Source organism: Rhizobium sp. NFR03, assembly GCF_900111275.1.
Lineage (GTDB): Bacteria > Pseudomonadota > Alphaproteobacteria > Rhizobiales > Rhizobiaceae > Ferranicluibacter.
On record NZ_FOGR01000002.1, the window covers coordinates 797,952 to 810,141 of the forward strand.

A 12,190-nucleotide genomic window follows, 5' to 3' on the forward strand; every position below is an offset into this window, starting at 1 on the left:
CATGTGCGTCTCCGGGCCGTCGCGTCCCGCCCGCATCGTCATGCCCGGCAGAGGGCGTGATGCGCTCTGCACGGCTCGCACAACCCTTGGTGTGGAGAGCGCCAGATGACGCGCCTCTTCGCGCGCGCGGCTCTTTCCGGCTATCGCTGGGCGGGAACCGCCGTTTACCCGCTCGTCTGGTCCTACCTTGCCATGCGCGCCGCGCGCGGCAAGGAAGACCGGGCACGCAGGCAGGAGCGCTATGGTTTTCCGAGCGCCGCCCGCCCTCAAGGGCCACTGGTCTGGTTTCATGCGGCCAGCGTCGGCGAGACCATCTCGGTCGTCCCGCTGATCAAGGAAATCCACCGCCGGGGCATCTCCGTCGTGCTCACCAGCGGCACCACAACCTCGGCGCGGGTCGTGTCCGAGCGGTTGGGCGATATCGTCATCCATCAGTATGTGCCGCTGGACTTCAAACCGTCCGTCGCCCGCTTCCTCGACTATTGGGAGCCGGACCTTGCCATCATCGCCGAAAGCGAGATTTGGCCGATGACCATCATGGAACTCGGCAAGCGGCATATCCCGCAGATCCTCGTCAACGGACGCCTGTCCGACCGCAGCTTTGCGCGCTGGAAAAAGCGCCCGAACCTCGCCGACGCCATCTTCGAGAACCTCGCGCTCGTGATCGCGCAGTCGGAAGCCGATGCCGAGCGGTTCAGTGCGCTCGGCGCGCTGCCGGTTATGGTGTCGGGCAATCTCAAGGTCGATACGGATGCACCGCCGGTCGATGGCGCCGTGCTGCGCCAGTATCGCCAGCAGATCGAGACCCGAAAGACCTGGGCGGCAATCTCCACCTTCGAAGGGGAGGAGGCTGCGGCCGGCGCCGTGCATCTCGCCCTCAAGGAACGCAACGCGCTGCTGACCATCATCGTGCCCCGGCATCCCGAGCGATGTGATGCGATCGAGACCATGCTGATTGCCAAGGGGCTGACAGTCGCGCGCCGCACCCGAAACGATCCCGTCACATCGGAAACCGATATCCTGCTCGGCGATACCGTCGGTGAGATGGGGCTTTATCTCCGCCTGACGGATGTCGCCTTCGTCGGCCGGTCGCTGTTCGGGGACGGCGGGCAGAACCCGATCGAGCCGGCGATGCTCGGCTGCGCCATCCTGTCGGGAGGCAACGTCCAGAATTTCCGCGAGACCTACCAGACGCTCGCCAAGAACGGCAGCGCCAAGATCGTGCGCGACACGGAAATGCTGGCCAAGGGCGTGCACTACCTGCTGACCAATGATGATGTGCGAAGCAAGATGATCGAGGCAGGCCAGGAGGCGGTGCACGAGATGCGCGGCGCCTTGTCCGCGACGATCCGGGGGCTTGAGCCCTATATCAACCCGCTGACGGTAAAGGCCCGCCTGTTGCCGCGCGAGGACGTCTAGCGCATGCTGGCAACAGGCATGATCGAACGCCCCGAGAGACCGAAGAGACCTTCGAGATGAGCAAGGCACCGCTTCCGATACCGATCGCCGGCATTCTCTTCGACAAGGATGGGACGCTGCTCGACTATGCCAAGAGTTGGGTGCCCGTGAATTACGAAGTCGCCCGCATTGCCTCCCGGGACGATGCAGGCCTAGGCGCCACGCTGCTGCGCGCGGGCGGGATGGATCCGAAGACCGGTTTCGTCATCCCCGACAGCCTGCTTGCGGCGGGAAATACAGTGGAGATCTCAGAGGGCATGATACAGGCCGGCGCGCCCTGGACCCTCGAGGCGCTTACCGAATCTCTGGACGACCTGTTCTCCCGCTCCGCCGCCTATGCCGTGCCGGTCACCGATCTCTCCGCCTTGTTTTCGACCTTGCGGGCGCGCGGCTACAAGCTTGGCGTTGCCTCCAGCGACAACGAGGCGTCCATTCGCAGCACGGCCGAACGTTTCGGCTTTGCCGAATGCCTCGATTACGTTGCAGGCTACGACAGCGGCTATGGCGTCAAGCCGGAGCCCGGCATGGTCTACGGCTTTTGTGCTGCGACCGGCCTCATCCCGGATCAGGTCGTGGTGGTCGGCGACAACAATCACGATATGCACATGGGACGAAATGCCGGGGCGGGCCTGACCGTCGCTGTTCTCACCGGCACGGGCTCCCGCCAGTCGCTCGCCGCCGCCAGCGATCACTGCCTCGCCGATATCACGGAGCTTCTGGCTCTTCTCGATGATCGTCTGCCGACAGAGACCACGGCGGACCTCCAGATGAACGACGCGGCGTCCTGATGGTATCGGAAGCGCCACCCTTCTGGTGGGAAAAGGCTGGCTGGGCCGCCCGCGCCCTCAGCCCCGTCGCCTGGGTCTACGGGCGTATCGCCGGACGCCGCATGGACCGCGCCCGACGCTGGGCTGCACCCGTTCCGGTGATCTGCGTCGGCAACTTTACCGTCGGGGGCGCCGGCAAGACGCCGACCTCGATCGCGATCGCAAAGGCCGCGAGCGCCCGCGGCCTGAAGCCCGGCTTTCTCAGCCGCGGCTATGGCGGGTCACTGGATGTGACCACTCTGGTCGATCCCGGTCATCACCGGGCGCTGGAGGTCGGCGACGAGCCGCTGCTTCTTGCCCGCGCCGCACCGACCGTCATCTCCAGAAAGCGCGTCGAGGGCGCGCAGCGGCTGGTGGCAGAAGGTGTCGATCTCATCATCATGGATGACGGGTTCCAGAGCGCGCGGCTCGTGTTCGATTATGCGCTGCTCGTCATCGACAGCCGGCGCGGTATCGGCAATGGCCGCCTCGTACCGGCTGGGCCGGTGCGTGCGCCGCTCGGCCACCAGCTGCGGCATGCCTCCGCCATTCTGAAGATTGGGCGCGAGACAGCGGCTGATCCCGTCATCCGCACCGCCGCGCGGGCTGGACGGCCGGTTTTCGTGGCCGATATCGTGCATCGTGATGACGGTTCGCTGAAGGGCCAGCGCGTGCTTGCCTTTGCCGGCATCGCCGATCCGGAGAAGTTCTACCGGACGGTGCGCGAAACCGGAGCGGAGATCGTCACGACGCGCAATTTCCCGGATCATCATCATCTGGAGGCCGACGAGATTGCAGCTCTGCTCGACGATGCCGACGCATCCGGCCTTCTTCTGCTGACGACGGCCAAGGACCGGGTTCGTCTCGATGGCGGCCACGGCTCTGCTCAGCATGGCGGCCGCATGGGTGAACTGGCGCGCGAGGTCCGCGTCATCGATGTCGAGATCGTCTTCGACGATCCCGCAGCCCCCGACAAGATGATCGATGCCGCGCTGTCATCCGCGCGCCATCGCCTGCTACGCCGAAGCGGATCGTAAGGAGCGGCTTGCGTCAGCCCCTCATCCGGCTGCCGCCACCTTCTCCCCGCAGGCGGGGCGAAGGGACTTGGAGCTAGCGTAGGGCACGTCCCCTCTCCCCGCGAGCGGGGAGAGGGTTAGGGTGAGGGGCCATCGCAACGTCAAGGCAACGCTACGGCGTAACGGACCCACCATCCGTCTGCCCCGGCAAAATTCCCGCCCGCTTGTCCGCGTCGAAAGCGGCCTGTGCATCGATGTAGGGCTCCTGCCGCGCAACGCTCCAGTAGCGCAACTCCTCGACCGGGATCTCGCGTCCGGTAACGGCGCAGATGACGAAGGTTCCGGGCAGGATGACGTTGAAATCGCCGTCGAGATACCGGATTTTCGCAATCCTGTTGCCGCTACCTTCAAACCGGTTCATCGTCTCTCATCCCTTGCCCGTCATCGCGCCCCTGAGCGGCCGAATTCTGTCCTGCCGCTGTAAACCTTCGTCACCTGTTTTGCCAGCCGTCTCGCAAGCCCGTTCTGCCGATCGATTTTGCCGTCAACTGCGGCCGAACAGGCGTTCGATATCGGCAAGCTTGATTTCGATATAGGTCGGCCGCCCGTGATTGCACTGGCCTGAGCCGGGGGTCGCTTCCATCTGGCGGAGCAGGGCATTCATCTCTTCCGGCCGCAGCCGGCGACCGGAGCGCACCGAACCGTGGCAGGCCATGGTTGCCGCCAGCGCTTCCAGCCGGCCGGCAAGGCCGTTGGCCGTATCCCATTCCGCCAGTTCGTCGGCCAGCTGCCGGATGAGCCCCGCCGCGTCGATCTCGCCCAGCATGGCTGGCGTCTCGCGCACCGCGACCGCCCCCGGGCCGAAACGTTCGATGGTGAGGCCGAGCCGCGACAACTCCTCGGCATGCAGCATGAGCCTGTCGCAATCATCCTCCGCGAGATCCACGATATCGGGGATCAGCAGCGCCTGTGCCGGCAGGGCCTTTGTCGAGAGGCCCTTGCGGAGGTTCTCGTAGACGAGGCGTTCATGCGCGGCATGTTGATCGACGATCACAAGCCCGTCACCCGTCTGCGCGACAATGTAATTCTCGTGCAGCTGTGCCCGTGCCGCGCCCAGCGGATGCTCGGGCGCTACCACCTCGGGCGCCATAGGCTCCGAGCTGAGCGGCTCCGGGGTCATCCGCGCGGAGGGTGCGAACGATCCGAATGCCGCCTGTGCTGCTTCGGCAAAACCGCGACCGGCCATTTCCAGTGGCCTGTAGGGCGAGCGTTCCGCTGCCCAGGGGGCTGAGGGCGGCTCTCCATACCCTGTCTGTCCGCCATAGGCGCCAGTTGAAGGGCGGGCGCCGGCAGCAAAGCCGGAACCGGCACCGCCCGCACCTTCTGGTCGGAAGGCATTCATCAGGCCGCGTGCGCCAAGCGTCGATGACCTGTCGCCCTCTGCCGCCAGCGCCTGGCGGATGGCACCGACGATGAGCCCACGCACCAGCCCGGGGTCGCGAAAGCGCACGTCCGACTTTGCCGGATGCACGTTCACATCAACCAGCGCCGGATCGATCGTGATCGACAGGACGGCGACGGGATAGCGCCCCTGCGGAATGGTTTCGGCATAGGCGCCGCGGAGCGCGGAGAAGATCAGCTTGTCCTGCACCGGGCGACCGTTGACGAAGACATATTGCTGCAGCGAGTTGCCCCTGTTGAAGGTGGGCACGCCGGCAAAGCCGGTCAGCCGCACCTCGTCACGCTCCGCATCGATCTCGATGGCATTGTCGCGGAAGTCCCGGCCGAGCACCTGCGCGATGCGCGCCAGACGGTCGTCGCCCGTCGCTGGAAATTCGAGCGTGGTGCGGTCGGGCCCCGAGAGCAGGAAGCGCACGCCCGGAAACGCGATCGCCATGCGCCGCACCACTTCCGAGATCGCCGACGCTTCCGCCCGCTCCGTTTTCATGAATTTCAACCGGGCAGGGGTCGCGAAGAAGAGGTCGCGCACCTCGACCACCGTGCCGTGATTTGCAGGTGTCGGCCGCACGCCCTGCACCACGCCGCCATGCACCGCGATTTCAGCGCCGTGATCGCTGTCGGCCGGCCGGCTCGCGATCGTCAGCCGCGCGACCGACCCGATCGATGGCAGCGCTTCGCCACGGAAGCCGAGCGTGCGGATATCGAACAGGCCTCCGCCAAGCTTCGACGTGCAGTGCCGCCGAACGGCCAGCGCCAGATCGTCGGGTCCCATGCCGCAGCCATTGTCGACCACGCGCAGCAGCGTCTTCCCACCGCCGGCGGTCGCGATCTCGATGCGTGTCGCGCCGGCATCGAGCGCATTCTCGATCAGCTCCTTGGCGGCGCTCGCCGGCCGCTCGATGACTTCGCCGGCAGCAATCTGGTTGATGAGCGTTTCGGAAAGAAGGGTAATGGCCATGCCGCATTCTCCGTCATTCCACGCTTTCAGCCAAGGACCGATCGCGCCTTGCTCGGGATATCCCCTGCGGGATCCGGGGACGGATGCAGAAGGGCTTCGACAGCGCGGTTTGGGCGGGCGTGGATGCGGTGTGCTTAAGGGTGCATTAAGCCTGCTGTGTCATGGTCGATCCTTGGCAAGGGCTACCGGAACCATCGACCGAATACCGGATGCCCCCGCCACTGGGACATGCCGCGCCTGCGTTGCTGCCAAAGGCGACCCCGACGCGACGGACGAAAGATGTCGCAGCCATACCCTTTGCCGGGTACCGGCTGCGCCGGAGCGATCGCGATGCTGACCGCGCGCTTCCGGAAAGAAAACGCCATGCCCGGTAAAGGGTCGTGACGTCGGCATGTTCCCCGTAATGCTCGCCAAGACTGTGAGGCCGTGAATGAATGATGTCGCGTCATCTGGCGCAGCTGTCCAGCTTACGCTGCTGGAAGCGGTCTCGGATGCGCTGGGCCTGGCCATCTTCGTGTGCGACCGCAACGACGAACTGATCTTTGCCAGCAAGCCGATCCAGCAGTTCTATCCCGTCGAGGATCGCCTCCTCGCACGCGGCACGCGGCTGCGCGACTTTCTGGGGGCTGTTTTCGATCTCGGCGTGCGTTCGGGAACGGTAACGGAACACAGCCGTCGGCGCGTGAATCGCGACGAGTGGATTTCCGAACGCGTTTCCCTCCACTGGCGTGAACGCTATGAGGTGGTCGAGCGCATCGCCCGCCAGCGCTGGATCAATGTGCGCAAGCGCCGGCTTGCAAACGGCCTCTGCGTCGTCTCCCTCACGGACGTTTCCGAGCAGAAAAAAAAGGAAGAGCGGATCCAGCTCGATCTCGAGCGCATGGAGATGACGGAAGGTATCCTCGATGGCCTGCCCAACCCCGTCTGCGTGAAGGATCGGAGCCTCCATTACATCGGCGTCAACAAGGCCTTTTGCGACCTGCACGGAATGACGGCCGACCAGATTCTCGGCCGCTCCGTCTGGGATCTCATCGAGCCGGACCTTGCCGAGAAATTCGAAAAATCCGACCGCATGGTGCTGGAAACCGGGCGCGAGTATAGCCTGCCGGAGCAGGTCGTGCGGGCAAACGGGGATGACTGCTGGCTCGTGACCCACAAATTTCGCGTCGGCGATGCCCAGCGCGGCCTTCTGGTGACCTGCATGAACGACGTGACCGATGTCGTCGTGGGCTACGATGAGGGCGCGATCCCGGCGGAGATGGCGCAGGGCCTTGCTGTCAGGAACTTCGCCGCTTTCGAGCCGGCGCAGAACTGCCATGATCCCTACCGGGCGCTGGACCTGCATTTCCTCGCACAGACCGCTCAGGAGCCGGTCACGGAAGCAGCCGCGACTGCGCTTGCCGGCCGTATTCTGGTCATGACGCCGGATGCCCTCGTTGAAGTGCATCTGCTCTCGGTCCTGTCGAGGCTTGGCCACGACGCCTGCGCCCTGCGTTCCGGTCTGGAGATGACGGCGTTCCTCGACGCGATCCGAGAGGCGAACCTCTCCCTCGACCTCGTTCTCCTCCATCCCGCCCTTGGTGATCTCAAGGCGACACTGGAGAAGGCCGACGGTCCGCCGGCCCTTACCGTCGATCCGTCCTGGGCGGAGGAGACGCTGGCGACGAAGGTTCAGGCGTTGCTCTCTGCACGAGAGGCTGCAGCAGGCCCCCACATGGCCGGCGAACCCGCGGGCATCCTGCAATCTCCCGCCGACTGGGATATCGTCCTGCCCGAAACCGAGCGTCCGACGTCCGATATCGACGTCCTCGTTGCCGAAGACAACGAGATCAACCAGTTCGTCTTCTCCCAGATCCTCGAAGGCCTCGGCCTTTCCTACCGTATTGCCGCCAATGGTGAGGAAGCCGTGCGCCTTTGGCAGCAGCTCCATCCGCAGCTGGTTTTCATGGACGTCTCCATGCCGGTCATGAACGGCTTCGATGCGACACGGGCCATCCGCGCCGCCGAATCCGGTATGCCGTTTCGCACGCCCATCGTCGCAGTGACGACGCAGGCTCTCGATATTGATCTGGAGCACGCGAAAGCGGCAGGCATGGATGATCACATCGTCAAGCCGATCAGCCCCGATATGATCGAGCGTGTGCGCAATCGTTACCTCCCCGAAAGTGCCGATCACTGCCAGCATCGCTGATGCGCTTTTCGCGACAGTTGATAAAATACTACATCCTAGAGTAATTTAGCTTTCCTTTTATTCTATTTCTTGCACTTGATGCGAGAATTAGGGATATAGTTCCTTGTGATTTCTTAATGCTGTAGTCCCATGGTCCCAGCAGTCAGCGTGCCGACCAAACATATGCAGGACCTCCGCAATGGATCAGGACGAAACGGTTTCGCACCAGAAGGGACGGTCACGCTTTACAGATGTGAGCCAGCCGGCGCGGCAGGCTGCGGCATCTCAGCGCCGTCACGATGGTCCGTCGGAATCCCGTGTGCATGACCTCGGCAGCTCAGAGCGTGACAGGCAGCCCCGGGATCTCCACGCGCTGGCCTTCTTCGATCCCCTCACGGGCCTCGGCAATGCGAACCGGCTGCGGGAGAAGGTACGCGAAATCGCGCTGGAGCGCGCCGCGGATCCGGCACCGTTCACGATCGGTCTCGCCAATCTCGACGGCTTCAAGCCGCTCAACGATCTCTTCGGACACGATGCCGGCAACGAGATCCTCAGCCAGGTCGCGCGCAGGCTTGAAGCTTGCATGCCCGATGGCTCGACCGTCATCCGCATGGGAAACGACGAGTTCGCCTTGGTGCTGCCGCTCGTCTTCGAGCGCAAAGGCGCGGAGAAGATCGGCCATATGCTGAAAGAGGTGCTGCAGGCTCCGTTCGACCTGGCCGAGCGCACGGTGCGTCTTTCCGCGTCTTTCGGCTTTGCCGTCTATCCTTTTGCCGGAGAGGCCTATGACGATCTTATGAAGAGCGCGGATACCGCGCTCTATCGTTCCAAGCGTCGCGGCCGCGGGCAGATCACGGTTTACTCGCGGGAGATCGCGCAGGAAATGCGGCGTGCGACGCTCCTGGAGCAGGCTCTACGCAACGCGATTATCGCCGACGAGATCGACGTGCATTTCCAGCCGATCGTCAGTCTGGAGACCGACATGGTGGTCGGGTTCGAGGCGCTGGCGCGCTGGTGCGACAGCGATCTCGGCTATGTCTCGCCGGCCGACTTCGTGCCGCTTGCCGAAGAACGAGGCTTCATCGATGCCCTGTCGGAAACGCTTTTGCGAAAGGCAGCCGAGGCGGCGCTTCTGTGGCCGAAGGAACTTTTCCTCTCGTTCAACCTCTCCTCCGCCCAGTTGATGGACCTTGCGACGAGCAGCACGGTCCTCGCCATCATCCGTCGTGTCGGCCTCGATCCGCGCCGCCTGGAGCTTGAGATCACCGAGACGGCGATGATGCGCGACGCCGACATGGCGCAGAAGATCGTCAAGGAACTGCGCGATGCCGGTATACGTATCTCGCTCGATGATTTCGGCACCGGCCAGTCCAGTCTCGGCCGGTTGCGCGACTTCACCTTTGACAAGGTGAAGATCGACCGTTCCTTTGTCTGCCGCATCGTCAACGATCGCGCCTCCGAGCACATCGTCAAGGCGATCGTGACCATGTGCGACGGTCTGGGGCTTGAGGTCGTGGCTGAAGGCATCGAGGATTTCGCCGAAGCGCTGATGCTCAAGGGCCTCGGCTGCGGCATGGGGCAGGGGTATTTCTATGGAAAGCCCGCCGATGCCACGGCAACACTGAGGTATCTCCGGGATCGCTACCGGGACATGGAAACGAAACGTCCCGTCGCGATCTGATCACGCGCACTAATAACGCGCACATGCGCGCACAAACGAAAACGGCGGTGCTTTCGCACCGCCGTTCTGTAAACCGCGTGGAGCAGATTACGGGTTCGTCGTCGCCGGCTGGCCGGCAGGCGCTGCACCACCGGCAGGCGCCATGGTGTTGTTGCCGGCGGGTGCCATGCTGTTGTTGGCAGGCGTCGTCGATGAGGTCGTCGAGCCATCGACCGGCGTTGCCGAATTCTGTTCGGCGACCTGTGCGGCCTTCGTCTTGAACTCCGGTGCGGACTTGAGCGTGTCGGCCGTTTCGGTGGTCGTCAGCTTCAGATCGTCGGAGTTCGGGACTTCGGCAACGGTAACCTTGTCGAGCGGTACGGCGACGTTCTTTTCGCCGATGCCCAGGAAACCACCGACGCCGATCACGGCTGCTTCGACGGAGCCATCCTTGGAGAAGATCACATCGTTGATTTCACCGATGCTTTCATCCGAAGAATTGTAGACCGACTGGCCTAGATAGGTGCTGGCCGCGATCTGGTCGGGACCCTGCTCGGTGATGTAGCCACCTGCTGCTGCCTGATCGCCAGACGGGGCAGTCGTTGCTGCGGGCGCCTGGTCGGTTGCCATGGGCGCGGCCGGTGCCGGCTTGGCGGCGTCCTGTGCGGAAGCAAAGGGTGCGAAAGCGGCGATGCCTGCAAAGAGGGCGCCGGCAGCGACGGAAGTAACGAGCTTGTTGGTCATGATGTAACCTTCCTTTTCAGTTTCTTCTCGGATCGTGGCGCGGGGTTCAAACACGCCGCACCGGTGATGCTGAGAGAACGGCCTGTCCCGGAAAGTGGTTCCGAAAAAAAACGGCCTGCGGAAAGCGGAACTTTCTGCAGGCCACGCGGTAAGTACGGACGGACCAAATAATTCGGGCGCTCGGTCAGTGGCTCTCGCGAAAAACCTCGCTGCCGCTTCCGCCGACCAGAAAATCGAGATCCGCGCCCTTGTCGGCCTGCAGAACCGTGTCCTGGTAAAGCTTGTAGTAGCCACGCGTCCACTTCGGCTCCGGCGGCACCCAGGCGGCCATGCGCGACGCGAATTCGGCCTCCGATATCATCAGGTTCAGTTCGCCCTTCAGCGTGTCGAGCCGTATCCGGTCCCCCGTCTTGACGATGGCGAGCGGCCCGCCGGCATTGGCCTCGGGGCTCACATGCAGCACCACGGTGCCAAAGGCGGTGCCGGACATGCGGGCATCCGAGATGCGCACCATGTCGCGCACACCCTTTTCCACCAGCCGCCTCGGGATCGGCATGTTGCCGACCTCCGCCATGCCGGGATAACCCTTGGGACCACAGCCCTTCAGCACGAGGATCGTGTCCTCGGTCACATCGAGGTCTGGATCGTCGATCTGCGCCTTCATGTCCTCGATCGTCTCGAACACGTGCGCCGGCCCCTCGTGCACCAGCAAGTGCTCGCTGGCGGCCGAAGGCTTGATCACGGCGCCGTTGGGCGAGAGGTTGCCGCGCAGGATGCGGATGCCGCCGGCCTTGCGGAGCGGGTTGTCGAGCGGCCGGATGACGTCGTCGTTGAAGACTTCGGCATCCTTGTAATAGTCCGAGATGGGACAGCCGTAGACGGTGGGCGCGTCGGCATGCAGCATGTCCTGAATGCGGTTCATCACGGCCGGCAGGCCGCCTGCATAGGCAAGATCCTCGATGAGGTACTGGCCGGAGGGCATGCAGTTGACGATGCAGGGAACCTGCGCGCCGACACGGTCGAAGTCGTCGAGCGTCAGATCGACGCCGGCGCGTCCGGCAATGGCGAGCAGGTGCACGACGGCATTGGTCGATCCGCCGACGGCGGCATTGGCGACGATGCCGTTCTCGAAGTTCTTCTTCGTGAGGATCTTCGACAGCCGCAGATCCTCATGCACCATATCGACGATCCGCTTGCCGGTCATATGACTGAGCGCCATGCGACGCGCATCGACAGCGGGGAGCGCCGCGTTTAGCGGCAGCGACAGGCCCATGGCCTCCACCACGGATGCCATGGTCGTCGCCGTGCCCATGGTCATGCAGACGCCGGGCGAGCGCGACATGCCGCTTTCCGCCGCCATGAACTCTGCCAGGCTCATCTTGCCGGCGCGCACATCCTCGGAAAACTTCCAGACGTCGGTACCGGAGCCGATGTCCTTACCGCGCCACTTGCCGTTCAGCATCGGTCCGGAGGAGACGACGATGGTCGGCAGATCGACCGATGCCGCGCCCATCAGCTGGCCCGGCGTGGTCTTGTCGCAGCCGCCGAGCAGCACGACGCCGTCGATGCCATAGGCGCGGATGGCCTCCTCGACGTCCATGGCGAGCAGGTTGCGAAACAGCATCGCCGTCGGGCGCATCTGGGTTTCGCCGAGCGAGGAGACCGGAAACTCGACCGGGAAGCCGCCGGCCTCCCAGACGCCGCGCTTCACGCCTTCGGCGAGAATGCGCAGATGGCTGTTGCAGGGCGTCAGTTCCGACCAGGTGTTGCAGATGCCGATGATCGGCCGGCCGTCAAAGGCATGGTCCGGAAAGCCCTGATTCTTCATCCACGAGCGGTGAATGAAACCGTCCTTGTCGGTGCCGCCGTACCAGTGGCGGCTTCTCAGTTCCCGTTTCTTTTCGTCGCTCATGGTGC

At 64.0% G+C, this 12,190-nt stretch carries 9 protein-coding genes; 5 read left to right on the top strand and 4 right to left on the bottom strand.

Annotated features, from left to right (window positions below):
- Positions 1 to 105: 105 nt before the first annotated feature.
- The 3 genes from waaA to lpxK are packed head-to-tail and all read left to right on the top strand — an operon-like array spanning position 106 to position 3,301.
- On the top strand, positions 106 to 1,419 hold the full coding sequence (gene waaA / locus BSG19_RS09030) for a lipid IV(A) 3-deoxy-D-manno-octulosonic acid transferase (RefSeq protein ID WP_092986897.1): 1,314 nt from the start codon (positions 106 to 108) through the stop codon (positions 1,417 to 1,419).
- A gap of 56 nt (positions 1,420 to 1,475) precedes the next feature.
- On the top strand, positions 1,476 to 2,246 hold the full coding sequence (locus BSG19_RS09035; RefSeq protein WP_092986899.1) for an HAD family hydrolase: 771 nt from the start codon (positions 1,476 to 1,478) through the stop codon (positions 2,244 to 2,246).
- Positions 2,246 to 3,301, top strand: coding sequence for a tetraacyldisaccharide 4'-kinase (gene lpxK / locus BSG19_RS09040; RefSeq protein ID WP_092986900.1), 1,056 nt, complete (start codon positions 2,246 to 2,248; stop codon positions 3,299 to 3,301). The genes BSG19_RS09035 and lpxK overlap by 1 nt, the downstream gene beginning before the upstream one ends.
- Positions 3,302 to 3,452: 151 nt before the next feature.
- Here the strand turns inward: lpxK and BSG19_RS09045 are convergent, their stop codons facing one another.
- Positions 3,453 to 3,701, bottom strand: a complete 249-nt coding sequence (locus tag BSG19_RS09045; RefSeq protein WP_092986902.1) for a DUF2093 domain-containing protein — start codon at positions 3,699 to 3,701, stop codon at positions 3,453 to 3,455.
- A gap of 123 nt (positions 3,702 to 3,824) precedes the next feature.
- Positions 3,825 to 5,699 (bottom strand): DNA mismatch repair endonuclease MutL, encoded by a 1,875-nt coding sequence (mutL, locus tag BSG19_RS09050; RefSeq protein WP_092986904.1) that lies wholly within the window; start codon positions 5,697 to 5,699, stop codon positions 3,825 to 3,827.
- Positions 5,700 to 6,129: 430 nt separating this feature from the next.
- On the opposite strand from mutL, the gene BSG19_RS09055 reads away from it, so the two are divergent.
- Positions 6,130 to 7,890 (top strand): response regulator, encoded by a 1,761-nt coding sequence (locus BSG19_RS09055; RefSeq protein ID WP_092986906.1) that lies wholly within the window; start codon positions 6,130 to 6,132, stop codon positions 7,888 to 7,890.
- Between the two features lie 178 nt (positions 7,891 to 8,068).
- Positions 8,069 to 9,550 carry a putative bifunctional diguanylate cyclase/phosphodiesterase gene (locus BSG19_RS09060; RefSeq protein WP_170865895.1) on the top strand — a complete coding sequence of 494 codons (1,482 nt, stop codon included), beginning with the start codon at positions 8,069 to 8,071 and terminating at the stop codon, positions 9,548 to 9,550.
- A gap of 87 nt (positions 9,551 to 9,637) precedes the next feature.
- Here the strand turns inward: BSG19_RS09060 and BSG19_RS09065 are convergent, their stop codons facing one another.
- Positions 9,638 to 10,273 carry a PRC-barrel domain-containing protein gene (locus tag BSG19_RS09065; protein WP_092986908.1) on the bottom strand — a complete coding sequence of 212 codons (636 nt, stop codon included), beginning with the start codon at positions 10,271 to 10,273 and terminating at the stop codon, positions 9,638 to 9,640.
- Between the two features lie 184 nt (positions 10,274 to 10,457).
- Entirely contained in the window at positions 10,458 to 12,185 is a 1,728-nt protein-coding gene (locus BSG19_RS09070) for an IlvD/Edd family dehydratase (protein ID WP_092986910.1), read from the bottom strand.
- Positions 12,186 to 12,190 lie beyond the last annotated feature (5 nt).